The sequence below is a fragment of the Comamonas brasiliensis genome (assembly GCF_018292285.1).
GTDB classification, from domain to species: Bacteria; Pseudomonadota; Gammaproteobacteria; order Burkholderiales; family Burkholderiaceae_C; genus Comamonas; species Comamonas brasiliensis.
Genome location: NZ_JAANES010000002.1, coordinates 459343 through 484032, shown reverse-complemented (window position 1 = coordinate 484032; position 24690 = coordinate 459343). Strand labels below are relative to the sequence as shown.

The window sequence follows — 24690 nt, the reverse complement described above, 5'->3', positions numbered from 1 at the left end:
CCAGGCTTCAGATCACCAGTCTGGAGTAACCGATTCCGGCTGCTTTTTCCACGCGGATCTGCGCCGGAATACGCTCCTTGAGCGCTTCCACATGACTGATGACGCCAATCATCTTGCCGCTGGCGTTGAGTGCGTCTAGCGCGGCCAGGGCGATCTCCAGCGTGTCGCCGTCCAGCGTGCCGAAGCCTTCGTCCAGGAATAGCGAGTCAATCGAGGTCTTGCTGCTGACCAGATCCGACAGCGCCAGCGCCAGTGCCAGGCTGACGAGAAAGGCCTCGCCACCCGAGAGCGTGCGCGTGTCGCGCGCCACATCGCCCTGCCAGCCGTCCACGATGTCCAGTTCCAGCTCGCCCGTGGGCTTGCGCCGCAGCAGATAGCGACCGTGCAGGCGCTCCAGGTGCCGGTTGGCCAGATGCAGCAGATGGTCTAGCGTCAGCCCCTGGGCAAACTTGCGGAATTTGTCGCCTCTGGCGGAGCCGATCAGGCTGTCCAGGTGTTGCCAGAGATCGCTGTCCTGTTCCTGCTCGGCAATCTGGGCCAACAAGGCTTGCTGGCCTGCGCGGCGCTGGTCGTCATCGTGGAGGCGGGCGCGGTGAGCGCCCAGCTGTTCGGCCTGCTGGTTGCGCTCGGCCTCCAGTTGCGTGAGCTGCTCGGTAATGGCTTCGGGCGCTTCCTCGCTGAGCGCCTGGGCCTGCAATGCGGCCAGTCGCTGGCTGGCATCGGCCAGCAAGGTGGTGGCGCGCTGCGCTGCTCCGTGCAGCTGTTCGCTGAGCGCCTGCAGTCGCTGCTGTTCGGCATCGCGCAGCAGGGCGGCGGCGTACTGAGCTTCGTCGGCAAACGGGCTGGCCTGCAGTGCTTGCTGCCATTCGGCCTGGGTCTGCTGCGTCGATTGATGTAGCTGCTCGAGGGTGGCTTGTGCCTGGCTTGCCTGACCTTGCAGCGTGGCCAGTTGCTGCGCAGTCTGCTCGAGCAGGATTTTGCAGTCTTGCAGCGTGGCGGCGGGTGGCGCTGCACCGGCGCTGGCGTCGGCGGGCAGATCGGGCAGGGCCTGGCTGCGTTGCTGCCAGTGCTCGGCATCCTCTGCGGCCTGCACGACCTGGCGTTGCAGCAGATCGATCTGCTGGGTCAGCTCTTGCATTGCCTGTTGCTGGCGCTGCCATTGCTGCCATTCCTGCTGGCGCGCAGCCAGCCAGTCTGTCGTGTCCGGGCCATCGGGCAATGCATGGCCCGCCTTCTGCAGGGCTTGCTGCAAGCGGGTCTGCAGGTTGCCGGCCTGCTGCTCCAGGGCTTGCAGTGCCTGAGCGGTCTGCTCCTGCTGGCTCAGATTGCTCTGCAGAGACTGCCGGGTGCTGGCCTGTGCATGCTCGATCTGCTGCTGGTGTTGCAAGGCCGTCTGGCATGCCTCTTTGGCCTGTTGCAGCCGGCGTTCGGCGGCCTCGGCATCGGCCATGTTCTGCTGCAGCCTTGCGATCTGCTGCGTGGCTTCAGCGTACGCGGTGCGCAGTGACTCGGGCTGCTGCCATGCCGCCTCATCCAGCGGCACTGTGCTCTGTGCACGTAGATCGGCCCAGCGTGCCAGCCATTTTTCAATCTGCTGAGCAATGGCCTGGTGCTGTTCCTGCTGCTGGTGCTGCTGGCCCTGGGCAGTGGCCAGCGCAGTGTTCAGCTGCTCGCCCTGGCGTTGCAGCGATTCCAGCGCGCTCTGTGCCTGCTGCAGTGCAGCAGCGGTAGCGGAGACATCCAGCCCCGTGTACTCGGTGATGGCCGGGTGATCCTGAGACCCGCACAGCGGACAGGCTTCGCCGGGTTGCAGCGCAGCGCGGTGGTCTTGCAGGCTTTGGATGAGGCGCTCCTGGTCAAGCAGGGCTTGCTTGTCGCTCACCTTGTCCTTGAGTGCCTTGTACTGCGCACGCAGGTCATCGCGTTGCGCAAGCTGCTCCTGGATGCGGGCTTCAACGGCGTTCAGCGCCTGCGCATGGCGCTGCTGCTGTGCATCCAGGGGCTGGCGCAGCGCAGCGTGCTCCTGCAACTGCTGCCAGTGATGCAGCTGGCGCTCTGCGGTTTGCCAGTGGCTGCGCAGCTGAGGCAGGCTGCCATGCATGGCCAGCTGCCGCTGCAGGTCTTGTTCAGCGGCCTGTTGCTGTTGCAGCGCCAGGGCGGCTTGCCGTGTCGACTGCGCGCCTTGCTGTGTCTGTGCCTCGACTTGCTGCTGCAGCTGCAGGGCGACTTGCTGCAACTGCATTGCCTGCGCTTTTGTCTGAGCGGCTTGCTGCTGCAGTTGCTGAGCTTGCTGCAGCTGCTCGCGCCAGCCGCTGAGGTTTTCACCCAGCAGGGCATGGCTGGCATGGGCCTGCTGCCAGGCCGTCAAGTCGGCCTGCCGGGCCTGTGCAGACTCCAGCTGCAGCCTTGAGTGCTGCAGCTGATCGCCAGCCAGTTGCCGGGCCTGTTGGTGTTGCTGCCATTGCGCGCCCCGGGCCTGCAGCCGCAGCGCATGCAGCTGCTGCAGCTGTGCAACTTGTGCGCTTTGCTGTTCTTGCGCCTGCTGCCAGCGCTGATGCACGGGCCGGATTGCCTGCGCGGGTCCGTGGGCCTGCAGGCGCAGCAAATCATGTGCGGCATCAGTCAGCGCTTGCTGGGCGTTCGCTTGTGCATTGCGTGCCTGCTCCACGTCCTCCATGGCCTGCATGGTCTGTGCCTGCCAGCGTTGCACGGTTTGCAGTTGCTGGTGGCGTGTCTGCAGATCCGTCAAGCCGGTCTGCAGCAGCGCGGCCTGGGACAGCAGCTGTTCGCGCGTGCTGACATCCAGCAATTGCATGCCCTGGGCCTGGGCCTGCTGCTTTTCCAGGGCCTGGCGTGCGTCGCGCGCGCGTGCAAAGACGCTCTCCGAGATGCGGCCGTAAATATCGGTGCCGGTCAGCTCTTCGAGCAGCTCGGCACGCTCATTGGGCGTGGCCTGCAGGAAAGCGGCAAAGCCTCCCTGGGCCAGCAGCATGGACTTGGTGAAGCGCTCGAAATTAAGTCCAGTAATGTGGGCGATGTGATTCGGCTTATCGCTGATGCGCGTCGTAATGATGCTGCCGTCAGCAACATGCGCCAGCTCCACAATGGGATCTTGAAGCTTCCCGTCAGACCTGTTATGGGCGCGACGCTGGCTCCAGAAGGCGCGATAGGCCACTCCTTTGACTTCAAACTCCACTTCGGCCAAGCAATCGGCAGTGTGCCGGGTGATGATGTCGTTGTCGCCTTTGTTAATTTTGTCAAGCCGAGGCGTCTGGTGGTAAAGCGCCAGGCAGATGGCATCGAGCAGCGTGGACTTGCCCGCGCCCGTGGGGCCGGTGATGGCAAACAGGCCGTTGCCGGCAAAGGGGGCGGCGGTGAAGTCGATGTTCCACTCGCCCTTGAGCGAGTTCAGGTTCTTCAGCCGCAGTTTGAGAATTCTCATGCGACAGCTCCCGGCTGGTCATGGAGACCCTGCAGCACCTGTTGATAGCGCTCGGTCAGCGCCGATTGCAGTGGCGGCTCCAGGCTCTCCAGGGCCAGTCGGCGTGCAAACACATCGAGCGGGGTGAGTTCATCCAGCGACTCGCGGGCCTCGCCGGACAGCTGCGCCGCACCCTGGCCGCGCTGGCGCTTGATGCGCAGAATCTCCACGGGCAGTGACTCGGCCATGGCTTGCACGCGCGCCGTGAGGTCGGAGAGATAGTCGTCTTCCTGTACCGTCACTTCCAGCCAGACCGGTCGACCGGCCTGTGCCTGGGCCGAGGCAGATCCCAGCAAGTCAGGCATCTGCGCCAGGCTACCGGTGATGGAGGCCATGGGCTGGAACACCGGCACGGGCAGAGCGGTGACGGTCTGCAGACCGTCGGCATTCAGATCCACCAGCAGGACCTGCTTGGTCTGCCTGGCTTCGTCAAAGCCCAGCGCGATGGGAGAGCCGCTGTAGCGAATGTGATCGAGTCCGCCGACGAGCTGCGGCTTGTGGATATGGCCAAGGGCGATATAGCAGGCAGGCGGGAAGGCATTGGTCGGAAAGGCCTCCAGTGCGCCCACATAGATCTCACGTACCGATTCATTGCTGCTGGCGCCCACCGTGGTCAGATGACCGGTGGCAATGATGGGCAGCAGTTCGCCGTTGCTGGCCTGTATCTCCTTCTGAGTCTGAAGGGCGGCGGCATACACGCGCTGGTAGGTGGCAGCTATCGCGGTTTGCAGTGCCTGCTGCTTGTCCTGCGCGCTTTGCCCGGCCTGGCTTTGCTGCACATCACGCGGGCGGATGAAGGGCAGGGCGCAGACGATGCAGCCCGGCTTGCGGGCCGTGCCGCGCAGCGGCAGCGTGAGCACATGCCGGGCCTCATCGCCGGTCGAGCTGACCACCTGGGCGCCCAGGTAGCTCAGCAGCTCGCGGCTTTCATCGAGCACGCTGACCGAGTCATGATTGCCGGCCAGCAGCAGCAAGGCCGCACCAGCGTCGTGCAGGCCCACGATGAGCTGGTTGTACAGCTCGCGGGCATAGCTGGGCGGGGCTCCGGTGTCGAAGATGTCGCCGGCGATCAGCACGGCATCCACGGCATGGGTCTGGACCTGGGTGAGCAACCAGTCGATCAGGGCCTGATGCTCGGCCTGACGGCTGCGGCCCATGAAGTGCTGGCCCAGATGCCAGTCGGAGGTATGGAGAAGACGCATGCGGCGATGGTATGCCAGCCGGCCCCGACTTACTCGCTGTTCAGCCGTTCTTGCGAAAGCTCCTGTCCGAACAAGGCACGGCCTTTGGCCCAGCCGCCGCCCCAGATCAGATCCATGGTCCCGGCCAGTGCCTCCAGATGCCGTTCGTCGAGATCCGAGCGCGCATGTTCGGCCTGGAACAGGCGGTAGAGCGCGGCCTGGGTCATGCCTTCATCCCTGAGTGCCTTGGCCAGCGCCACCAGCGTCGCCACAGGCGGTGGCGGCTGGTCTGGCCGCAGAGCTGCCTGCAGGCGCCGTGCGGACATCATCTCAGCGCCTGCCAGCGCGCTTGGCCGTCCAGTAGCTGAACTCCTCCTTGCCCACCTCATAGTCCAACTCCTGCAGCCTGGCCTGCAGGTTCTCCTGCACATCGGCCACGGCACGGTTGTAGATGCTGGGGCCTATTTCCGCGAGAAAGAAATTCAGCAGGGCCCCGGATTGCATATTGCCTATGGGCTCGTCCATGTTTTCGCGGAAATAGCGTTCTATGGAGGCAATGGCCTGCTGCTGTGCGTGTTTGGGGAGTTCTATGCTCATCGATCAAGCGTTCCTGTAAATTTCTGGCGCTTCAAGCGTCTGATGGACAAGGATTATTGTGGCGTATCGATGTTTCATCGGCTCCTGAACGAGCGGTGTTGCAAGTCGATGCATTTCTGGCCGCCTTCACTGCTGCAACCGCCTGTCGCTGCGCGGCCTGGCATGCAGTCTTTCATGGATGGACGCGGGCTCGGTACTCTTGTTCAGGCAGGCCGCTGCGTCGCCTCGCGGCTGGCGATGGGCCAAGAGTGTCTGATTTTGGCTGCCGGCCCTGGTGCATGTCAGCATGCAGATATTGCTGCATCACATGCACTTATCATGTGCATGTGCTCGTGTTGATGCAGGCAGGTGGCATGAATACCATGGCCTCTTCATCATTGCCAAGGAAAAGCCATGGCCCTCGCCATTCGAATCTACAGCGCAGGTGCGCCCGAAGTGATGCAGCTCGAAACGCTGGATCTGCCATCGCCGGGGCCGGGCGAGGTTCTTCTCGAGCAGACCGCCATCGGCGTCAATCCTCTGGATGTCAGCCAGCGCAAGGGCCTGGTTCCGATTGCATTGCCTTCGGGGCTGGGCCTGGAAGGTGCGGGGATCGTGGCCGCAGTGGGGGCCGGAGTGTCGGGTCTGAAGTCCGGGGATCGCGTCGGCTACGCCACCGGGCCGCTTGGCGCCTATGCCAGTGCGCGCCTGTTCCCCGCCGATCGCCTGATCAGGCTCCCGGACGCACTCGGGGATGACGTTGCCGCGTCGGTCCTGTTCAAGGGCATCACGGCCCAGTATCTGCTCAAGAGCACCGGCCAGGTGAAGCAGGGCAGCCGCGTGCTGATCTATGGCGCGGCGGGGGCGCTGGGGCAGCTGATGTGCGCCTGGGCAAAGCACCTGGGGGCCCAGGTACTGGGCGTCGTTTCCAAGCCGGCCAGCGTGGAGCGCGCCAAGGCTGCAGGCTGCGACCAGGTGTTTGTCTTCGAGGCGCAGTCGCTGCCATCGCAGGTGATGCAGGCCACGCAGGGGAGCAAGGTGGACGTGGTTTACGACCCCATTGGAAAAGACACCTTCTCCGCCTCGCTGGACTGCCTGCGGCCCAGAGGGCTGATGGTGTCGTTTGGCGCCACCTCGGGCTTGCCGCCGGCCGTTGAGCCGGGAGTGCTCAATGCCAAAGGTTCGCTGTTTCTGACCCGCCCTTCGCTGGCTGCACATACGGCAACGATAGAGGAATACCAGGGCCGCGCGCAGGACGTGCTGGATGCCATCGCCGCCGGCATACTCAGGCCCCACGTCTGGAAAAGCTACGCGCTCAAGGATGCAGCTGCGGCGCACGCGGACCTGGAGCTAGGCCGCTCGCAAGGATCGATCATCCTCATTCCCTGAATCGCCACAGACACCATGGACATACTCGACAGTCAGCGCACGGACGAGCTCGCCACGCTGCTCGCACTGGCAGAGCAGGGTTCATTTGCCGCTGCGGGACGGTCTCTCGGGCGCCATCCTTCGGTGCTTTCCAAGCGCATGCAGGCTCTCGAGCGAAGACTGGGCGTGCGGCTGGTGGAGCGCACCACGCGTCAGCTGCATTTCACCAGCGAAGGCCTGCGGCTGGTCGAGAAGGTGCGTCAGGCCAGCCTCCTGATTCGTGAGGCGGAGCAGGAAGCGGCGCAGGGAGCTCAGGAAACGCGAGGACGCCTGCGCCTGTCCATACCCGCGTCGATGGGGCGGCGCTGGATCAGTCCCATGCTGGCCGATTTTTCCCTGGCCTATCCGGAGGTCGTGCTCGAAGTGGAGTACAGCGACCGCATCGTGGACATCGTGGGAGAGCGTTTTGATGCCGCCATACGCATCGGCCATCTGTCGGACAGCCGGCTGGTGGCCACGCGACTGTGCGACCAGTACCGTCTTCTGTGTGCATCCGCCCGCTATCTCGAGCGCCATGAAGCACCCCGCAGACCCGAGGATCTCGCCCGTCACAACTGTCTGGGCTACACCGGTCTGCTGGATTTTCCGCAATGGCGGCTCGTCAGGTCCGCAGGCAAGCGCTCAGCCAGGGTGGTCGAATCGGTGCGCGTCAGCGGTTCCATGCTCAGCAACGACAATGAAGCGCTGCTTCATGCGGCTCTCAAAGGTGTGGGCATCATCGCCGGCAGCGACTGGCACCTCATGCCCTCCATCCATGCCGGAGAGCTCGTCCGCATATTGCCGCAATGGACGCTGGGGGAAGCCGGCGGCATCCACCTGGTGCGCCCATCGGGGCAGTACAACACGGGCGCCATGAAGGCGTTCAAGCAATGGATGACCGAGGCTTTTGCGGCAGCGCCCTGGCGGCCCGCAGACCGCTGAGGAACCCTGCCTGTCCCGCTGCTCCAGGGCGATGAGGGCGGGCCGCACAAGGACTGCGGCGCGGTTGCCGCGCAAGGGCTAGTTGCCGCTCTTGCTTCCCAGCCAGGCCGCGCTATTGAGAAAGAAGCGTACCAGCTCGCTCTGGCGGCGGGCGCCGGTCTTGGAGAAGATGGAACGCAGGTGAGCTCTTGCGGTATTGAGGCGGATGCCCAGCGCTTTGGCGGCCTCCTCCAGCGTCAGGCCATGGGTCAGCTGGATCACCAGAGCGGTCTCCGCCGACGTGAGCTGAAACAGCTGCTGGGCCAGATGCGCGGACGGATCGGCCTTGCCATCGGTGTTGCGCATGAACACCGCGACGCAGGGACGGCTCTTGGCCTCTGCTTTTTCATCCGAGGAAATGCTCTGTACGACAAGCCCCCAGTTGAGCTGACCCGAAGGACGCGCAATCGAGATGCCTTCGGTCATGACCGAGGTTGATGTCCGGGAGGACAGCAAGGCATCCTTGATCAGGCGCTGGAGCTTGCGGTTGTCGCTCGCATATTCAGCCTCCAGCATGCTGCCGGAGATCCGGATGCCGTCCTGGGCATCGAGAATGCCTTTGGCCGCAGGATTGCTTTCCAGCAACTGGCCATTCTGGTCGAGGATGACGACACCGACCATCAGGCGTGCCGTGACGCTGCTGTACAGCGACATGACCTGGCGGTCATGGTGCAGCGCCAGATGCATGTTCAGCGCACGGCGGATATGCGGCATGATCATGCGCCCCAGATCCAGATCCCTCTGGCTGAAGGCGGGTTCCGACTCGGGACGCGTGATCCGCAGGCCGTAGACGCTGCCATCGGTGGTCACGATATCGGCAGCCATTACATGGAAAATATTGTGCACACGGCACCAGTCCTTGTAATAGATGCTGCTGCGCCATTCGCTTTCGGACATCAGGTCCGGAATGGTCTTGAATTGCTCCTTGGGCATGCCAAGAAACGGGCTGTGCTCGCTGTAGACATCATGTGTGAGCAAGTCCTTGAGCCCACCAGACGCGGTGACCACCAGGCCGATATTGTCGCCCTCGGTCTGGCGGATGATCAGCACGGCAAAATTGCTGCGCATATGCGTGCGAATCACTTCCAGGCAAGATACCCAGGCTTCCGGCAGGGAAGCCGCGTCATAGAGGTGATTGATGAATTCGCTGAAACGCTCCGCGCTGATCAGCTCTTCGGTCGCTGGGCTCTGAATGGCGGATAGCGGGCCATCCTTGATTGCAAAACTCGTGGAAGCTTGTGCGTAATCGATGGGTTTCAGTTTGCCGTAGGTGGGGCTCATTGCGTTGACCTCTTGCTGGATCGCATTATCAGCGCCTCATTGCCCGGCTTCGATTCACAAGACTTCAACCTTGGTGCATGCAGTTGGCTGCCCCCCGGACTGCGGCTTCTTCGGTATGCAAGGGCCAGGTTTTGCTGGCCACCTCGCGGCGACAACCCGGGAGTCGTCAGCCCCGGGCACCAAGCCGGCTGCGCTGCTGTATGTCATGCTGCAGGCAGGCCGGCTCGTCGGCTTATTGCACGGCCTCGTCCTGGTCGGCCAGAAAGCCGCCGCTCTGGTGCGCCCAGAGCTTGGCGTAGATACCGCCGCGCTGCAGCAGTTGCTGGTGCGTGCCTTCCTCCACGATATGGCCTTCGTTCATCACGATCAGGCGATCCATGGCCGCGATGGTGGACAGACGGTGGGCAATGGCGATCACGGTCTTGCCGTCCATCAGCGAATCCAGGCTTTCCTGGATGGCGGCTTCCACCTCGCTGTCCAGCGCGCTGGTGGCTTCGTCGAGCAGCAAAATGGGCGCGTCCTTGAGCATCACGCGTGCAATCGCCACACGCTGGCGCTGGCCGCCCGAGAGCTTGACGCCGCGCTCGCCGACCTGGGCGTCGTAGCCGCTGCGGCCCTTGAGGTCGGTCAGCGTGGCGATGAAGTCCGACGCCTCTGCCTTGTCGGCCGCGGCGTGCATCTCGGCTTCGCTGGCGTCCGGGCGACCATAGAGGATGTTGTCGCGCATGGAGCGGTGCAGCAGCGAGGTGTCCTGCGTCACCATGCCGATGGCGCTGCGCAGGCTGTCCTGCGTCACGCTGCGGATGTCCTGGCCGTCGATGGTGATGCGCCCGCTTTGCGGCTCGTGAAAGCGCAGCAGCAGATTGACCAGCGTGGACTTGCCCGCGCCCGAACGGCCGATCAGGCCGATGCGTTCGCCGGGACGGATGTGCAGGTTCAGATGGTCCAGCACCTTTTTGCCGTCCGCCTTGTAGCCAAAGCTCACATCCTCGAAGGCAATCGCCCCCCGGGTGACCTGCAGCGGCTTGGCCGAGGGAGCATCGACGATGGTACGCGGCTTGGTCAGCGTGGTGATGCCGTCCTGGATGGTGCCCACGTTCTCGAACAGGCCCGTCATCTGCCACATTACCCAGTGCGAGTAGCCCATCAGCCGCAGCGCCATGGCAATCACGGCCGCCACCACGCCGGCGGAGGCCTGACCCTGCGTCCACAGATACAGCGCCGTGCCGCCGCTGCCCAGCAGCAGCAGGGCAATCATCAGGTGGTTGGTGATCTCGAACAGGCTGACCAGACGCATCTGCGCATAGCCCGTGGCCTTGAAGGCCTCCATGGCATTGCGCGCGTATTCTGCTTCGCGGCGCGTGTGGGCAAACAGCTTGACGGTGGCGATATTGGTATAGGCATCGGTGACGCGGCCCGTCATCATGGAGCGCGCATCGGCCTGCTCCTTGCCGATCTGGCCCAGGCGCGGCACGAAATAGAAGCAGGCAGCGGCATAGGCGAAGAACCACAGCGCAAACGGAATCATCAGCCGCCACTCGAAGCTGGCGGCCAGGATCAGAATGCCGATCATGTAGACGCCCACGCCCACAAACACGTCCACCACCATGAACACCACTTCGCGCACCGACAGCGCGGTCTGCATGATCTTGGTGGTGATGCGGCCGGCAAACTCGTCCGCATAGAAGGACATGCTCTGGCCCAGCATCAGCTTGTGGAACACCCAGCGCAGCCGCATGGGGAAGTTGATGGCCAGCACCTGGTGCATCACGGTGGTGTGCAGGGCCAGCAGCGCCACGCTGCCAAGCAGGATGGCGGCAATGCCCAGCACCGTGGCCTGTTGTTCGGCCCAGAAGTTGGCGGGCGAGACCGTGCCCAGCCAATCCACCACGCGCCCCATGATGGCAAACAGCACCGCTTCGTAGGCGGCCAGCAGGGCCGAGGTCAGGGTCATCAGGCCAATCCAGCCGCGCATGCCCTGGGTACAGGCCCAGACAAAGGCAAAGAATCCCTTGGGCGGAACCTTGGGCTCCTGGCTGGGATAGGGGGCTACCTGTTTTTCAAAAAATCGGAACAAGATGGAAATACTCCCGTGTCATGCTTGTGGCATATCTTGTCCCCATGGTAGGGGAGTGACCTGGTTTGGTGTCAAGGGGACCAGATGACCGCTTGTCCCATGGGCCATTGGCATGGGCCGATGACCGCGCAGCGAACTCGGGCTATGCGCAAGGTTGGCGACGGGCATGAAAAACGCCGCATCTTGTGCGGCGTGGCAGGAAAGCGCGCGGCGCGATCAGGCGTTGGGCAGGAAGCCTTCCACAGACAGATAGCGCTCGCCCGTGTCGTAGGCAAAGCCCAGCACCTTGGCACTGGGCGGCAGCTCGGGCAGCTTCTGGGCAATGGCGGCCAGCGTGGCGCCAGAGGAGATGCCGACCAGCAGGCCTTCCTCGCGAGCGGCGCGGCGCGCGTATTCGCGTGCGGGCTCGGCCTCCACCTGGATCACGCCGTCGAGCAGGCTGACGTCCAGATTCTTGGGCACAAAGCCGGCGCCGATACCCTGGATGGGGTGGGGCGCGGGCTGACCGCCGGAGATCACGGGCGATGCGGCCGGCTCGACCGCATAGACCTTGAGATTGGGGAACTTGGCCTTGAGCACCTTGGCCACGCCGGACAGGTGACCGCCCGTGCCCACGCCGGTGATGAAGGCGTCGATGCCGTCGGGGAAGTCGCGCAGGATTTCCTGGGCCGTGGTGGCCTCATGGACGGCCACGTTGGCGGGGTTCTCGAACTGCTGGGGAATCCAGGCGCCGGGCGTCTGGGCGGCCAGTTCCTGGGCGCGGGCGATGGCGCCCTTCATGCCTTTTTCCTTGGGAGTCAGGTCAAAGGATGCGCCATAGGCCAGCATCAGGCGGCGGCGCTCGATGCTCATGCTCTCGGGCATGACCAGGATCAGCTTGTAGCCCTTGACGGCCGCGACCAGGGCCAGGCCCACGCCGGTGTTGCCGCTGGTGGGCTCGATGATGACGCCGCCGGGCTTGAGCGCACCGGACTTCTCGGCATCTTCCACCATGGACAGCGCAATACGATCCTTGATGGAGCCGCCCGGGTTGCTGCGCTCGGACTTGATCCAGACGTTGGTATTGCTGCCGAACAGACGGTTGATGTGAATGACGGGCGTGTCGCCAATCGTTTGCAGAATGTTGTCAGCTCTCATCGGACCTCCGCGAATAAGGGATGGTGGGACAGTGGATCGCAGCGCAGGCTGTCTGCGCAGACACAGAGCATTGTGCACGCAAGCGTTCTGCGAATGGGCTATATCGATATGACCCGAAAAGTGGGCAAGGCAGCGGGCGGTGATTAACATCGGCCCATGAATCTACGGTTTCTGGAAACCTTTGTGCTGCTGGCCGAGCTGCGCAACTTCCGCATGACGGCCGAGCGGCTGTTCACCACACAGGCGGCCGTCTCCAGCCGCATCGCCACGCTGGAGCAGGAGTTCGGCGTGCGCCTGTTCGACCGCGGCGTGCGCGAGGTCACGCTGACGGCCGACGGTGCCAAGGCCCTGGTGCATGCCGAGCGCATGCTCAGGCTGATGCGCGAGATGCGCGAGGACATGCTGGACAAGCAGGCCTATGCGGGCGTGATCCGCATCGGCGCCATCGAATCCATCGTGCATAGCTGGTTCCCCGACTTTCTCGCGCTGCTGCAGCAGCGCTATCCGCGCCTGCAGGTGGAGATCGCCTGCGACACCACCATCCATATGTCGGAGCAGCTTCTCAAGGGCCAGCTCGATGTCTCGCTGCAGGCCAAGCCCGTGTCCGGCGGTGCCATTGCCAATCTGTCGCTGGGCGAGTTCGCCATGGCCTGGGTGGGCAGCCCCAAGCTGGGCATAGGCGACGAGACCCTGAGCCTGGCCGAGCTGGCGGCTTTTCCCATCATGAGCTTTGCGCGCGGCTCCGAGCCGTATGCGGTGATCGAGCAACTGTTCAGCGCCGAAGGCAACGCCTCGCCGCACATGAACTGCATTGCCTCGGTGGCGACCATGATTCGCGTGGTCTGCGACGGCCTGGGCGTGGCGGCCGTGCCGCCGGCCATCATCCAGCGCGAGCTGGCCGAGCAGCGTCTGCGCCTGCTGCGCGTAGATCGCGAGTTTCCTTCGCTGCCGCTGATGGCCTGCTGGCGCAACGATCACCAGAACCCGCTGGCCGAAACCGTGGTGCGCGCCGCCGAAGAGGTGGCCACGGCGTTTGCGCTGAACCACGGCCAGGCTGTGGCGCGGCTGCCGGGCGCCCGTCTGGCAGGGGACGCATAAAGCGCAGGAGCAGGCACCAATGGTGCTGGCGCCAATGCCTGCCGAGCATGGGGTGTGCCTCAGTACTGAATAAAAAAGGAGCTGCTAGCGCCTGATGCCAATCGATTTCAGAGTGTTTTCTATCTGAAATCGATTGCAGTCAAGTGCTAGCAGCTCCTGTTTTTTGCTCAGCAATCAGGCTTGGGCGAGCAGGGTCTCCACCGCCAATGCCACTGACAGCAGGCGTTGGTCCTGACCGGCCGTGCCGGCCAGGCTCAGGCCCACGGGCGCTTCGCCCGCGCGGTGGCAGGGCAGGGACACCGCGCAGCCGTCGAGGAAGTTGATCAGCGTGGGATTGCGCAGCATCAGCCCGTTGGCCGCGAAATAGGCTTCGTCGCTGGCCTGCAGCTCGGCAATCTTGGGCGCGATCACGGGCACCGTGGGCATGAGCATCAGGTCGTGATCGGCCATCTGCGCCTCGACGCGGGCAATCCACTGCTGGCGGAGCGCCAGCAGCTCGATATAGTCGGCCGCGCTGATGTCCTTGCCGCGCAGAATGCGCGTGCCCACGCGCGGATCGTATTCGGCCAGGCGGCCGGCACCGTCGATATGGCTGCGGTGCCAGGCCCAGGCCTCGGCGGCCGTGAAGCCGCCCTTGGCATTGATCTGCGCAAGCTCGGAGAAGGGCGGCACCACGGCCTCGGTGATCTGCACGCCGGCCGCATACAGCAGCGACAGCGCGCGCTGCCAGGCCGCGGCCACAGCGCTGTCCATGCCGTCCAGCACCACATTCGTGGGCGCCAGCAGGCGCAGGCCCTGCAGCGAGGCTGCGCGCAGTTCGCCATGCGATTGGCCCGACAGCACCGCGTCCAGCGCGGCGCAGCAGCGCACGCTGGGCGCCAGCGGTCCGATGGAGTCCAGATTAGCCGACAGCGGCAGCACGCCCTGCATGGAAACGCGGCGCGCCGTGGGCTTGAAGCCGGTCAGGCCGCACAGCGCCGAGGGAATACGCACCGAGCCGCCGGTGTCCGAGCCGATGGCGGCCAGCGCCATGCCGTCGGTCACCGAGATGGCCGCGCCCGAGGACGAGCCGCCAGGAATGCGGCCGCCGTCGTTTTCACGTTGCCAGGGATTGCGCGGCGTGCCGTAGTGCGGATTCAGCCCCAGGCCCGAGTAGGCGAACTCGGTCATATTGGTCGTGCCCACGATGACCGCACCCGCGTGGCGCAGGCGCTGCACGACTTCGGCCGTCTGCGTGGCGGGTGCGGCATAGGCCAGCAGCCTGGAGCCGCCCAGCGTGGGGTGGCCCTCGATGTCGAACAGATCCTTGACCGAGATGGGCAGGCCTTCGAGGGGCGAGCGTGCCAGGCCGGCCGCGCGCAGCACATCGCTGGCGCGGGCTTCGGCCAGGGCCTGCTCGGGCAGCAGGCGCGTGAAGACGCGCGGGCCTTCGCCTTGCGTGGCGCGCTCCAGTGCCTGCTCGGCCAGTTGCACGGCGCTGGTCTGGCCTTGGGCCAGGCGCTCGGAGACCTGGTCCAGGCGGGGAGAGACTGAAGTCATGGGTAGCTCCGTGTTCAGGCGACGATGTCCAGCAGCTCGCTGCGGTAGCGGTGGCGGATGCTGCGCTGGCTGCGCGGGTCGTACAGCTCCATGGCGAACTGCGTGGCAGGGCGGATGCCGCCGATGGCGGCCATGGTGCCGCAGGTCATGCCGCTGCCTTCGGGCAGCTGGCTCTGGCCGCCGGTGTAGCCCGCGATCAGGTCCTGGGGCGTGCGCAGGCTGGCCAGCGTGCCTTCCTGGTACAGCACTTCGCGGCCGTCCTCCACGATCCAGGAGCGCAGGATCAGCTCGTCCCAGTGGCCGGCCACATCGGCAAAGCGCCAGGCCTGGGTGGCCACGGGCTTGATGCAGGCCTGCTTGGAGAAGGCAACGCTATAGGCTTCGAGCTTGCGATCGGTGTGGTCCGAGGCCAGGCTCACGAACATCTCGCCGTCATGGCTGAAGACGAAGACCTCGGCCTCGCCCGAGGAGTCCGGGCCGAGTACCTGCAGCGTGCTGCTCTGGCTCAACTGGTTGCTGGCGATGCGGTAGTACAGCGGCACGGCGCTGGGGCGCGGAATGCCGAGCGCGGCAAGCTCTTCGATGTGGTGTTCGATGGCCGCATGGTCGCGTCCGGCCCAGCCGGCGACGATCAGGGTGTCGAAGATGGGGGCCAGGGTCTGGCCTTCGGGGGTGGTGAATTGCAGTTGCATGGCGGAAAGCTCAAAAAGGGGAAGGCGGGGCCTTGGGCCCCGCATGGCGGCGCTGCGCAGGCAGCGTCAGGCGGTCACTGCTTCTTGACGAAGAGCACGACCAGGAAGGCGGCGAGGAACTCCAGCGCGGCCACGAAGTACAGCCCCGAGGACAGCGAGCCGGTGCTGGTCTTGAGCGCGCCGATCATGTAGGGCGCCACAAAGCCGGCCAGGTTGCCAACGGAGTTGATGAGGGCGATGCCGCCGGCGGCCGCCGTGCCGGCCAGAAAGGCTGAGGGGATGGACCAGAACACGGGGAAGGCGGCGAGGATGCCGACGGAGGCCAGCGTCAGCGCGCACAGGGCCAGCACGGCGTTGTGCAGGAACATGCCGGTCAGGATCAGGCCTGCTGCGGCGATCAAGGCGGCGATGGCGCTGTGCATGCGGCGCTCGCCGGTCTTGTCCGAATGCATGCCGTTCCAGACCATGGCCAGCGTGCCGGCGAGAAAGGGAATGGCCGAGATCAGGCCGATCTGCAGATTGTTCTGGATGCCGATCTCCTTGATGATGGACGGCGACCAGAAGGCGATCGTGGCGTTGCCGCTGACGATGCAGAAGTACACGGCAGCGCACAGCCAGACGCGGTAGTTGCGGCAGGCATCGGCGAAGGAATGCTGCTTGTGGCCCTGCTGGCTCTCCTGGGCCACGGCGGCGCTGACGGCGCGCTGCTCGGCGACGCTCAGCCACTTGGCGTTCTCGGGCTTCTCGGGCAGCCAGGCCAGCACGAAGAAGCCGGCGATCACCGAGGGAATGCCTTCAAGGATGAACAGCCATTGCCAGTTGGCCAGATGGCCCACGTCCTGCATGCCGTTCATGATGGCGCCTGCGATCGGGCCGCCCACGGCGCCGGCGATGGCGAACGAGGTCATGAACAGACCGTTGATGCGGGCGCGGTGGCGGGCCGGGAACCAGTAGGTCAGATACAGCACCACGCCGGGGAAGAAGCCCGCCTCGACCACGCCCAGGATGAAGCGCAGCACATAGAACATGGTGGGCGTGGTCACATAGGCCATGGCCATGGACGCCGCGCCCCAGAGGATGGTGATGCGCGCCAGCGTCTTGCGTGCGCCGATCTTCTCCAGCAGCAGGTTGCTGGGCACTTCGAACAGGAAGTAGCCGATGAAGAAGATGCCGGCGCCCAGGCCGTAGACAGCCTCGCTGAACTGCAGGTCCTGCAGCATCTGCAGCTTGGCGAAGCCGACGTTGACGCGGTCTATCCAGGCCAGGACAAAGAGAAAGACCAGAAAGGGGATCAGGCGCCAGGTGATCTTGCGGTAGGTGGCGTCCATGTCGGGGTGCGCGTGCGCACCGGCATGGCCGGCAAGAGGGTGGGTGGCGGAAGCCGGGCTGCTCATGGGGAGTCTCCTGTATGCGAAAGTGCAGCGGGCACATGGGGCGCTTTTGCTGGCGCTCCTGTGTGTCTTGGAACAGTGGAATGCGGCGCGGGCCGGTGTTCCTGTGGCGGCAGTATCGAAAGGCAGCGAGGGGCTGTCCAACAAGAAATTCTGAGCGGCCCTGAATGCAAATTCTTATGAGCAGAGGTGGTGCGGGCTGTGCACCGGCATGAGGCAGGCGTGCACCGATAAGGCGCGGGAAAACCCTAGGATTCATGCGCTCCGGATCGCGCTGCCGGGCCGCTCAAAGCCCGGGTCTGCGCCTGGTGCCAGAGATTGGTGATTGATTCACATCAAGACCAGGGGAGATGGTGTTTCCCCTTGGGCCTGCAATCGGGAACAATGAGGCAAAGTCTGTTTGAGGGAGGACTGCTCTTGCTCACGTTCAACACAATTCTGGTGCTGCTGGGGGTCTGTTGCGTAGGCCTGCTGGTCGGTTTTTCCTGGCGCGAGCAGCGCTGGGGCCCCTGGGTCATGCTGGTGTTCGTGGTGAGTCTGCTGTCGCTGATGAGCTACGCGATTCTCAATCTGCTGCTTTAGCACCGCAGGCCAGGGCGGGACGCGCGCGCAGCGGGGCTTTCCAGAGTTCGGCCAGCAGCAGACCGGCAATCGTCATGATGCCGCCCACGGCGTGGTAGGCCGCCAGGGGCTCGTTCAGGGCGAAGGCTGCAATCAGGGCGGTGAATACCGGAATCAGATTGAAGAACATGCTCGATCGCCCGGGGCCCAGCGTCTGCACCGCCTTCATCCACAGCAGCGGCGCGGCAATGGAGGCCATGATGCCGGCATAGCCCACCAGCGGCAGATTGCCGGCGTCAAGCCCGGTCTTGGGCGAGAAGAGATAGAGCGGGAACTGCACGACCACGGCAACCAGCACCTGCAGATACAGCAGCTGCACCGTGGCCAGGCGCGGCATGGGCCAGCGCTTGAGCAGGATGTTGTAGACCGCATAGGCCAGCATGGCCAGGAACATCATGGCGTCGCCCAGGTTCAGGCCCTCGGAAGCCAGATGGCTGAGCCGGCCCGATGAAACCACCAGCGCGACTCCCAGAATTGCCAGCAATGAACCCCAGATGCCGCCATGCGTCAGCGGCTGGCCCAGCATGAACACGGCCAGGGCCAGCACCAGCATGGGCGTGAGCGAGCCGATGATGCCCATGTGCGTGGCCGTGGTGAAGTGGGCGGCGTAGTAGGCCAGGCTTTGGTAGATGACCATGCCCAGCACGCCCAGCACCACTATCCGTGGCAGCAGGGGCTTGATGTCGGCGCGCTGGCGCCAGATCGAGGGCAGGACGAAGGGCGTGAACAGCACGGCCGCCACCAGCCAGCGAAAAAACCCGATCTCGGCCGCGCTGATGCTGTCTGCGGCCAGCTTGCTGACCACGGTGTTGACCGACCAGATCAGCACCGCGCCCAGTGGTAATAGGTATGCACCCATATGAAACTCCTTGAGGTGCTTATGATGCGCTTGACGTATTTGAAGCGCATTGCTGATTTCAGACATTTCATAACTCAAGCCGGACGAACCCATGCCAGCCTTTGCTTCGACTCCCGGCCCGGCCGCCAAGCGGTACGCCGTACAGATACTGGACACCGACACAGTGCCTGGCAGCTATTACTTTCGCTATGACGAGTTCGGCGAACACAGCGAGGCTCCGCCGCACAGCCACCGCTGGGGGCATCTGAACTATGCGGCCCACGGCAGTCTGAGCATGGATGTGCCCAGCGGCCATATCCTGTGTCCGCCGCAGCACGGGGTGTGGATTCCGCCGGGCGTGGTGCACAGCTGCTATCTGCAGCATGCGGTGCAGTACCGCTCCGTCTATCTGGCCCCCGATCTGTGTGCGGACCTGCCGCAGACGGCGGGCTGTATGCGCCTGGGACCCATCGTCAAAGCCGTGCTCGCGGACTTCGGTGCCAGGGGCGTGCAGATTCCGGTGACGGACGCCGATCTGCGGCTGGCCCGGGTGGTGCATGACCAGTTGCGAGCCACGCCGCTGGAGCTGAGCTTTCTGCCCGTGGCCCGGCATCCCGCGCTGGTGCAGGTGCTGGACGCCATGCAGTCGCGCCCCGACGACCACCGCAGCCTGGCCGAATGGGCAGAGACCGTGCACATGACGGAACGAACCCTGGCCCGCCACTGCCAGCGCGAGCTGGGCATGAGTCTGGGGGAATGGCGCCAGCGCATGCGCTATCTGCAGGCGATCGACGCGCTGGAGGCCGGCCACACCGTGCAGCAGATCGCCTACGACCTTGGTTACAGCACGCCATCGGCCTTTATTGCCATGTTCCAGCGCGAATCAGGCCTGCCTCCCGAGCAGTTCAGGCGCGAGTTCTGTGCAAGTTCTTTCTGAACGCGGGATAATGCGCGCCGTGAAGTGCGCCAGACCGCCGCTGGTACAAGTGCCGAAAGGCCGTACTGGAGGAACGTCCGGACTGCATAGGGCGGCGTAGCAGCTAACAGCTGTCCACCGTGAGGTGAGGATCAGAGCAACAGAGACGAGTCTGGCAGGAGTGCCGCAAGGCAGACCAACCAGGGTGAAACGGGCAATCTCTACGCGCAGCAATACCAAGTAGGCACACGTTGACGGGGCCCCCGGAGTGTGCGGGTAGGTAGCACCGAGCCATCAGGCGACTGATGGCCAAGATTAATGGCGGTCACATGGCGGGCAACCGTTGTGCACAGAATCCGGCTTATCGGCGCACTTCACATCTTCTTCCTCGGCGGGGCACAGTCCGGCGAATCCACTGCATTCACTCCACCATCAGCGCGAACAGCTGATGGCGGTGGTGGATATCGAGCCGCGCAAAGGCGCGGTTGCGATAGGTCTTGACCGTGGCTGCGCTCACCCCGAGATCGGCCGCGATGCCGTCCTGGGTCATGCCGCGCAGCAGGCGCAGGCAGACCTCGAGTTCGCGCGCCGTCAGACCCGGTGCCAGCTCCTGCAGGCGAGCCGGCCACCTCTCATCTCCAGCAGCCATGTCCGCCGTCAGCGCCAGGTGCTTGTGCGTCAGGGCCATCAGGGCGCTGGATAGGTCCGCGAAGTCGCTCAGATGCCGGTCGGCAAAGGGTTTCTGGTGAGCATGGCGATAGAGGTTGACGGCAAACACCGAGCCGTCGGAACCGGGCTCGGCAATCGAGATGCGCTCAGCCACGTCATGCGCGTCATACACGCACTGGCGATGCAAGGGCGTGACCTCGTTGGCCTGCACATGGACCAGATTGCGGGCGCCTGACATCCGCATATGTCCGGGCCATTCCTGGCCCCAGCTTCTGTCCTCGTGCTGAGGCCCCGAGAGATAGGCACTCCAGCACTGGCGTGTGGTGTCCGCAACGCCCTGGGAGGCCGACAGAAACAGCCGCGGCCGGCAGCTGCCGATGCGATACACCGACAGCGAGGCCGTGGGCGCGATGGCGCTCAACTGCTCCAGTGCGGCCTGGGCAAAACAGCTCTGTCCCAGATGCTCCACCAGACCGGCCAGCAAGGTGCTGGCCTGGGCCATGCCGCTGGCCGGCATGGCGTCATTCGTCGAAGGTAGCGTCCAGGTTCTCATCGGTGTGTCTTGGCGTGGGCTGTCATCTTCTTGGGGGACAGCGAAATCTTCAACAGTGCTTACGCTCATGTTCCTGTGCTTAGACATCGCAAGGAGAGCAATGCTGTCGCCAAACCATGATTTCCAGATTGCCGCTCCAGGGCTGCGCCACTTTGCCGAATTTCGCGTGCAGGTGGGGCCGGCGCAGGAGGTGGGAGAAACGACACGCGGCTTGCGGCGTGTGATTCCCATCGTCGGCGGCCAGGTGCAGGGAGAGGACTGGTCGGCGCGTGTGCTGCCGGGCGGGGCCGACTTCCAGCTGCTGGTCAGCGAGGAAATGGCCGAGCTGGACGCGCGCTATGTCATCGAAACCGACGGCGGCGATTTGATCTATGTGAGCAACCATGCCTTGCGCACCGGGCCGGCCGAGCTGATGCAGCGTCTGCGCCGCGGCGAGAGCGTCGATCCCTCGGCGATCTACTTTCGCTGTGCGCCCCGCTTTGAAACGGCCTCCAAGCGCTTTGCCTGGCTGGGGCAGCGCCTGTTCGTGGGCGCGGGAGCGCGCTTTCCGGAGCAGGTCGTCATGCGGTTTTTCGAAGTGCTGTGAAACAGCATCGCAACAAGGAGACAAAACATGAAAGTACTGCAAGTCCAGAACCTGCCCGGACCCGCTTCTGCACGGGCCTGGCGACGTCGGCTGATGGCCCTGGCACTGCTGGCCGGCGGCAGTGCAGCCCTGGGCGTCGCTCAGGCCCAGACGGCTTATCCGAGCAAGACGGTGCGCATGATCGTGGGCTTTCCGGCGGGCACGGGACCCGATGTAGTGGCCCGCCTGCTCGCACAGAAGCTCTCTGAAGCATGGGGCGGCGTGGGCGTGGTGGTGGACAACAAGCCCGGTGCCGCCGGCCTGATCGCAGCCAGCGAGGCGGCGCGCGCGCCGGCCGACGGCTACACCATCATGCTGGCCGAGACCGGACAGCTCAGCATTGCGCCCAATACCTACCAACGGCTTGCCTACCAGCCGCGCAAGGATTTCGCCCCCGTCAGCCAGGTGGTGAGCTCCGACTTCGTGCTGCTGGTCAATCCCGAAAAGGTCAAGGCGCGCAACGTCAGGGACTTTGTGGCCTGGACCCGGCAGCAAAACGGCTTGTTCATGGCCACTTTCGGAGCGGGCACGCCGGGGCATTTCGGGGCCTATATGTTTGGCGATGCCGTGCAGTCCAAACCCGAGGTGGTGCACTACAAGAGCACTTCGGATGCCTTGAGCGGCATCTTCAGCGGCGATGTGCAGGGGGTGTTTGCTTCCTCCGGCATGGCAATCCCGCAGGTGCGCGCCGGCAAGCTGGTGGCCCTGGGAAGCACGGGCAGCGCGCGTGTGGAGCAGTTGCCCGAGTTGCCGACCATGAAGGAGCAGGGCTTTGGCAACCTGGAATTCAGCTCCTGGTTCGGCATCGTTGCGCCCGCCAGGACACCTGCGGAGGTGGTGAGCAAGCTCAATGCCGATCTGCTCAAGGTCCTGCAATCGGGCGACGGCAGGGCGCGGCTGCAGGAGGCAGGCTTCAGAGTTACGGGCACCAGCGCGCAGCAGTTTGCCGACATCATTGCTGCCGATACCGTCAAATGGGGCAAGGCGGTGGCTGCGACGGGCTTCAAGGCGGATTGAACGAATCGGTGCGTGCCGCGGCCGAGTCCGGTTGGCGGCACGCGAAGGCGGTTCCGCTCAGAACCTTTCCCAGGGCATCAGATAGCGCCACTGGCCCTCGGGTACCTTGGCCAGCGATACGCGGCCAAGGCGCAGCCGGCGCATGCTGAGCACCGTCAGGCCGATGGCGGCGCACATCTTCTCGATCTCTTCGGGCGCAATGCCCTTGAGAGCGAAGCGCAGATGGTTTTCGCTTTGCCAGCTGACATGGCAGGGAGGCATGCGGCGATGGCCGTTGCCGCCGGGAATGGGTAGACCTTCGTACAGGATCTCCAGGCCATCTTCAATGATCTGGCCCTCCACGCCGACGATGATTTCCTGCTCCAGCCACATGCCTTCCTCGGCCAGCTTGCGTGCCACGCGCTTGTCCTGGGTGTAGACGATGAGACCGCTGGCAGGCAGCGGAATCGTCAGAAACGACTCCAGATTCCTGAAGTGATGGTCCAGCACTAGCTGGGGCATGGGCGTGTCCAGCTTGGCCTTGGTGTCCTCGCTCAGCAGCGAATGCGCGCTGCGCACGCGGCCATAGGCCTTGCCCTGGGTCATGCCCGCGGGCTTGTTCATCAGGATGGTGACGGGCGGAATGGCTTCAGGCTTGGCGTCCTTGCGCAGGACCACTACCTGGTCGGGGCGGACACGTGTTTCGGGCACTTGCACCACTTTGCCATCCACCTGGACATTGCCCGCGACGATATGGAGCTCGGCCTCGCGGCGCGAGCATTGTTCTTGCTCCGCCAGGCGCTTGGCCAGGCGGATGCTTTCTTGTTCAGGCAGGGATTCAGACATGGCGAGAGCTTAATGCTCCGGCCATGTCCTAGTTGTCCACAGGTCTAGCGCGGCGCTTGCGGCGCGCTATCGGCCCAGGCAGAGCTTCTGGATGCGCTCCACATGCGCCAGCAACGATTGCTGGGCCACGGGCCACAGCGCTTGCGGCGTGTCGGCATAGGCAATCGCCACCCAGTCCTGAATGCTGCCGTCCGGCTTGGTACGCATGGCCTGATGCACCTTGGCCTCGCGCGCCAGGCGGTGGGCCTTGAGGCGGGTGATCTGATGCTGCGCAAAGCCCAGCACATAGCCGTGGGCAGGCAGGATGTAGCGAATGTCGTACTCCAGACACATGGAGTGCAGCCGGTCCAGCGAATCGAGGTAATCGATCATGTTGCCGTCCGGCGGGCTGATGACGGTGGTACTGCCATTGAGGATGTGATCGCCACTGAATAGCAGTGCGTCCTCCACCAGCAGAAAGCACAGGTGGTTGGCCGCGTGGCCGGGCGTGAAGATGGCTTGCAGCGTATGCGTGATTTCGCCTTCTTCCCCTTGTCCGCGAAGTGTGATGCGCTCTCCGTCCTGCAGTGTCACCTCGGGTCTGAAGCGGCTGTTGGCACGTGCCGTGGGCGCAGACGGCAGGCCCATGATGGGGGGGCTGGCATGGCCGGAGAGCAGGACCATGGCCTGCAGCGGTGCGGCACCCGGCGAGTGATCGGGGTGGGAATGGGTGCAGACGATGTAGCGGATATCGCCGCCGGCGGCATCGTGCAGTCGCTGCAGATGTTCGGCATCGTTCGGTCCGGGGTCGATGGCGATATAGCCGGTATGCGCATCGCCGACCAGATAGCTGTTGGTGCCGGGGCCGGTCATCATGCCGGGGTTGGGGGCCGTCAGACGCATCAGGTTCTTGCGCAGCGGCACGGCTTTTTCAAACTGCCAGTCGAGATGGTGGGCGGCCTGGCCGTCGGGGTGGACCATCTCCAGTTCGCCGTAGGCCGTATCGGTTTCCAGCTGTCTTGTGTCCTGCCCCTTGAGATAGCCCGCACGAGGGTGGGCGTGCCATAGCGGCTTTTCACCCTGCAGGGCATCCAGCACGGCCTGCGTGTCGGCATAGCCCGTCAGGCGCTGCAAGGTGCGCTGGGTAGGGAAGAGGATGAACAATTCCTTTTCCTCGAAGCGCTGTAGGGCTTGCTGGGGGCGGATCCAGGTGGGCTCGAACTGCTCGGTCTCGTCAGCCACCGCCGTCTGACCCTCGGGCATGCGGGCCACGAAAAACGGCACGTTGAAGCGCTTTGCCAGGTTCAGCGGCGCCGTCCAGTGGGCCAGATACCAGAGCTGATCCACGGCCAGGCTCCAGCCGCGCGCGCGGCATTGCTCGTACAGCGATGCCTTGCGGTCCAGCTGCTCGACTTCGGCCGCAGGCACGGGCCGGCCGGCCTGGTCATAGGCCAGTAGGATGCCCAGCTCCTCAAACGTCTCGCGAATGCCTGCCAATGCCTGTGTGATGCGGCCGGTGCCGGCAATCTCCGCCATGGTGGGACGAACCCGCGCCAACGCGTGGTTGGCAGGGGCCGCGTCCTGATCCTCGAGGCCTCCGCCAGGAAACACATAGGCATTGGCAAAAATACCCTGATCGGCGCGTCGCGTCATCAGCACTTCGAAACCGTTGCCGTCGGCGCAGTCGCGCAGCAACAGCAAGGTCGAGGCGTCACGCGTGGGCACCGGTTCGCGCTGGGGCAGAAGGAGCTGGCTGGGACGGGGCTGGCTGGTTGATGTCATGAGGTCACATTATGCGAAGTCGCA

General features: G+C 64.5%; 21 protein-coding genes and 1 other RNA gene. 8 read left to right on the top strand and 14 right to left on the bottom strand.

All coding sequences use genetic code 11. The features are described 5' to 3' along the window. Positions 1-7 precede the first annotated feature (7 nt). Genes DJFAAGMI_RS10615 through DJFAAGMI_RS10600 form a run of 4 tightly spaced genes read right to left on the bottom strand, consistent with a single transcriptional unit; the run spans position 8 to position 5259 of the window. Positions 8-3442, bottom strand: coding sequence for an SbcC/MukB-like Walker B domain-containing protein (locus DJFAAGMI_RS10615; RefSeq protein WP_211457115.1), 3435 nt, complete (start codon positions 3440-3442; stop codon positions 8-10). Beyond that, positions 3439-4683, bottom strand: coding sequence for an exonuclease subunit SbcD (gene sbcD, locus DJFAAGMI_RS10610; protein WP_211457114.1), 1245 nt, complete (start codon positions 4681-4683; stop codon positions 3439-3441). The genes DJFAAGMI_RS10615 and sbcD overlap by 4 nt, the downstream gene beginning before the upstream one ends. 29 nt (positions 4684-4712) lie before the next feature. Then, the gene (locus DJFAAGMI_RS10605; protein WP_249334146.1) at positions 4713-4988 is read right to left on the bottom strand and encodes a hypothetical protein; all 276 of its coding nucleotides are present in this window, start codon (positions 4986-4988) and stop codon (positions 4713-4715) included. A gap of 4 nt (positions 4989-4992) precedes the next feature. Further along, positions 4993-5259 (bottom strand): DUF2164 domain-containing protein, encoded by a 267-nt coding sequence (locus DJFAAGMI_RS10600; RefSeq protein WP_043375203.1) that lies wholly within the window; start codon positions 5257-5259, stop codon positions 4993-4995. A 393-nt stretch (positions 5260-5652) separates the two neighbouring features. Between DJFAAGMI_RS10600 and DJFAAGMI_RS10595 the strand changes: the two genes are divergently transcribed. Then, positions 5653-6627: a quinone oxidoreductase family protein gene (locus tag DJFAAGMI_RS10595; protein ID WP_211457112.1), complete on the top strand. Its 975-nt coding sequence runs from the start codon at positions 5653-5655 to the stop codon at positions 6625-6627. 15 nt (positions 6628-6642) lie between these two features. Continuing rightward, entirely contained in the window at positions 6643-7587 is a 945-nt protein-coding gene (locus tag DJFAAGMI_RS10590) for a LysR family transcriptional regulator (RefSeq protein WP_211457111.1), read from the top strand. Positions 7588-7665: 78 nt separating this feature from the next. Here DJFAAGMI_RS10590 and DJFAAGMI_RS10585 read toward each other — a convergent pair whose 3' ends face one another. The 3 genes from DJFAAGMI_RS10585 to cysK form a co-directional block, all read right to left on the bottom strand. Further along, positions 7666-8907 (bottom strand): helix-turn-helix transcriptional regulator, encoded by a 1242-nt coding sequence (locus DJFAAGMI_RS10585; protein ID WP_211457110.1) that lies wholly within the window; start codon positions 8905-8907, stop codon positions 7666-7668. A gap of 232 nt (positions 8908-9139) precedes the next feature. Further along, the gene (locus DJFAAGMI_RS10580; protein WP_211457109.1) at positions 9140-10984 is read right to left on the bottom strand and encodes an ABC transporter ATP-binding protein; all 1845 of its coding nucleotides are present in this window, start codon (positions 10982-10984) and stop codon (positions 9140-9142) included. A 216-nt stretch (positions 10985-11200) separates the two neighbouring features. Then, positions 11201-12121, bottom strand: a complete 921-nt coding sequence (gene cysK, locus DJFAAGMI_RS10575) for a cysteine synthase A (RefSeq protein ID WP_057093557.1) — start codon at positions 12119-12121, stop codon at positions 11201-11203. Positions 12122-12277: 156 nt separating this feature from the next. Between cysK and DJFAAGMI_RS10570 the strand changes: the two genes are divergently transcribed. Continuing rightward, entirely contained in the window at positions 12278-13219 is a 942-nt protein-coding gene (locus tag DJFAAGMI_RS10570) for a LysR family transcriptional regulator (protein ID WP_167004329.1), read from the top strand. A 174-nt stretch (positions 13220-13393) separates the two neighbouring features. Here DJFAAGMI_RS10570 and DJFAAGMI_RS10565 read toward each other — a convergent pair whose 3' ends face one another. The 3 genes from DJFAAGMI_RS10565 to DJFAAGMI_RS10555 all read right to left on the bottom strand — a co-directional run bounded on the left by DJFAAGMI_RS10565 (position 13394) and on the right by DJFAAGMI_RS10555 (position 16844). Next, entirely contained in the window at positions 13394-14758 is a 1365-nt protein-coding gene (locus DJFAAGMI_RS10565; RefSeq protein WP_211457108.1) for an amidase, read from the bottom strand. Between the two features lie 14 nt (positions 14759-14772). Continuing rightward, entirely contained in the window at positions 14773-15450 is a 678-nt protein-coding gene (locus DJFAAGMI_RS10560) for a DUF2848 domain-containing protein (RefSeq protein WP_034377128.1), read from the bottom strand. 74 nt (positions 15451-15524) lie between these two features. Then, on the bottom strand, positions 15525-16844 hold the full coding sequence (locus DJFAAGMI_RS10555) for an MFS transporter (protein ID WP_211457107.1): 1320 nt from the start codon (positions 16842-16844) through the stop codon (positions 15525-15527). A 414-nt stretch (positions 16845-17258) separates the two neighbouring features. Between DJFAAGMI_RS10555 and DJFAAGMI_RS10550 the strand changes: the two genes are divergently transcribed. Next, positions 17259-17423, top strand: coding sequence for a hypothetical protein (locus DJFAAGMI_RS10550; RefSeq protein ID WP_223305621.1), 165 nt, complete (start codon positions 17259-17261; stop codon positions 17421-17423). Here DJFAAGMI_RS10550 and DJFAAGMI_RS10545 read toward each other — a convergent pair. Next, positions 17407-18321: a DMT family transporter gene (locus DJFAAGMI_RS10545; protein WP_211457106.1), complete on the bottom strand. Its 915-nt coding sequence runs from the start codon at positions 18319-18321 to the stop codon at positions 17407-17409. The two genes, DJFAAGMI_RS10550 and DJFAAGMI_RS10545, sit on opposite strands and share 17 nt — an antisense overlap. Before the next feature lie 91 nt (positions 18322-18412). Here DJFAAGMI_RS10545 and DJFAAGMI_RS10540 point away from each other — a divergent pair, with 91 nt between their 5' ends. Together DJFAAGMI_RS10540 and rnpB are read left to right on the top strand one after the other, a co-directional pair. Then, entirely contained in the window at positions 18413-19237 is an 825-nt protein-coding gene (locus tag DJFAAGMI_RS10540; RefSeq protein ID WP_211457105.1) for an AraC family transcriptional regulator, read from the top strand. A gap of 21 nt (positions 19238-19258) precedes the next feature. Then, positions 19259-19596: RNase P RNA component class A (gene rnpB, locus DJFAAGMI_RS10535), an RNA gene on the top strand. A gap of 41 nt (positions 19597-19637) precedes the next feature. Here the strand turns inward: rnpB and DJFAAGMI_RS10530 are convergent. Continuing rightward, complete coding sequence (locus tag DJFAAGMI_RS10530; protein WP_211457104.1) at positions 19638-20438, bottom strand: helix-turn-helix transcriptional regulator; 801 nt, start codon at positions 20436-20438, stop codon at positions 19638-19640. Between the two features lie 100 nt (positions 20439-20538). Between DJFAAGMI_RS10530 and DJFAAGMI_RS10525 the strand changes: the two genes are divergently transcribed. Next, on the top strand, positions 20539-21024 hold the full coding sequence (locus tag DJFAAGMI_RS10525; RefSeq protein ID WP_211457103.1) for a DUF3237 domain-containing protein: 486 nt from the start codon (positions 20539-20541) through the stop codon (positions 21022-21024). A gap of 27 nt (positions 21025-21051) precedes the next feature. After that, positions 21052-22080, top strand: a complete 1029-nt coding sequence (locus DJFAAGMI_RS10520) for a Bug family tripartite tricarboxylate transporter substrate binding protein (protein WP_211457102.1) — start codon at positions 21052-21054, stop codon at positions 22078-22080. Positions 22081-22137: 57 nt separating this feature from the next. Here the strand turns inward: DJFAAGMI_RS10520 and DJFAAGMI_RS10515 are convergent, their stop codons facing one another. Continuing rightward, complete coding sequence (locus DJFAAGMI_RS10515) at positions 22138-22905, bottom strand: pseudouridine synthase (protein ID WP_043008211.1); 768 nt, start codon at positions 22903-22905, stop codon at positions 22138-22140. Between the two features lie 66 nt (positions 22906-22971). After that, a complete protein-coding gene (locus DJFAAGMI_RS10510) occupies positions 22972-24666 on the bottom strand; it encodes an MBL fold metallo-hydrolase (RefSeq protein WP_211457101.1) in 1695 nt (564 codons plus the stop codon). Between the last annotated feature and the right edge of the window lie 24 nt (positions 24667-24690).

Excerpts from the sequence above, each read along its gene's own strand:
- DJFAAGMI_RS10590 (WP_211457111.1), top strand. The coding sequence starts at position 6,643 with ATGGACATACTCGACAGTCAGCGCACGGACGAGCTCGCCACGCTGCTC.
- DJFAAGMI_RS10545 (WP_211457106.1), bottom strand. The coding sequence starts at position 18,321 with ATGGGTGCATACCTATTACCACTGGGCGCGGTGCTGATCTGGTCGGTC.
- DJFAAGMI_RS10525 (WP_211457103.1), top strand. The coding sequence starts at position 20,539 with ATGCTGTCGCCAAACCATGATTTCCAGATTGCCGCTCCAGGGCTGCGC.
- DJFAAGMI_RS10555 (WP_211457107.1), bottom strand. The coding sequence starts at position 16,844 with ATGAGCAGCCCGGCTTCCGCCACCCACCCTCTTGCCGGCCATGCCGGT.
- DJFAAGMI_RS10565 (WP_211457108.1), bottom strand. The coding sequence starts at position 14,758 with ATGACTTCAGTCTCTCCCCGCCTGGACCAGGTCTCCGAGCGCCTGGCC.
- sbcD (WP_211457114.1), bottom strand. The coding sequence starts at position 4,683 with ATGCGTCTTCTCCATACCTCCGACTGGCATCTGGGCCAGCACTTCATG.
- DJFAAGMI_RS10585 (WP_211457110.1), bottom strand. The coding sequence starts at position 8,907 with ATGAGCCCCACCTACGGCAAACTGAAACCCATCGATTACGCACAAGCT.
- DJFAAGMI_RS10560 (WP_034377128.1), bottom strand. The coding sequence starts at position 15,450 with ATGCAACTGCAATTCACCACCCCCGAAGGCCAGACCCTGGCCCCCATC.
- DJFAAGMI_RS10540 (WP_211457105.1), top strand. The coding sequence starts at position 18,413 with ATGCCAGCCTTTGCTTCGACTCCCGGCCCGGCCGCCAAGCGGTACGCC.
- DJFAAGMI_RS10595 (WP_211457112.1), top strand. The coding sequence starts at position 5,653 with ATGGCCCTCGCCATTCGAATCTACAGCGCAGGTGCGCCCGAAGTGATG.
- cysK (WP_057093557.1), bottom strand. The coding sequence starts at position 12,121 with ATGAGAGCTGACAACATTCTGCAAACGATTGGCGACACGCCCGTCATT.
- DJFAAGMI_RS10570 (WP_167004329.1), top strand. The coding sequence starts at position 12,278 with ATGAATCTACGGTTTCTGGAAACCTTTGTGCTGCTGGCCGAGCTGCGC.
- DJFAAGMI_RS10600 (WP_043375203.1), bottom strand. The coding sequence starts at position 5,259 with ATGAGCATAGAACTCCCCAAACACGCACAGCAGCAGGCCATTGCCTCC.
- DJFAAGMI_RS10510 (WP_211457101.1), bottom strand. The coding sequence starts at position 24,666 with ATGACATCAACCAGCCAGCCCCGTCCCAGCCAGCTCCTTCTGCCCCAG.
- DJFAAGMI_RS10615 (WP_211457115.1), bottom strand. The coding sequence starts at position 3,442 with ATGAGAATTCTCAAACTGCGGCTGAAGAACCTGAACTCGCTCAAGGGC.
- DJFAAGMI_RS10515 (WP_043008211.1), bottom strand. The coding sequence starts at position 22,905 with ATGTCTGAATCCCTGCCTGAACAAGAAAGCATCCGCCTGGCCAAGCGC.
- DJFAAGMI_RS10520 (WP_211457102.1), top strand. The coding sequence starts at position 21,052 with ATGAAAGTACTGCAAGTCCAGAACCTGCCCGGACCCGCTTCTGCACGG.
- DJFAAGMI_RS10605 (WP_249334146.1), bottom strand. The coding sequence starts at position 4,988 with ATGTCCGCACGGCGCCTGCAGGCAGCTCTGCGGCCAGACCAGCCGCCA.
- DJFAAGMI_RS10530 (WP_211457104.1), bottom strand. The coding sequence starts at position 20,438 with ATGAGAACCTGGACGCTACCTTCGACGAATGACGCCATGCCGGCCAGC.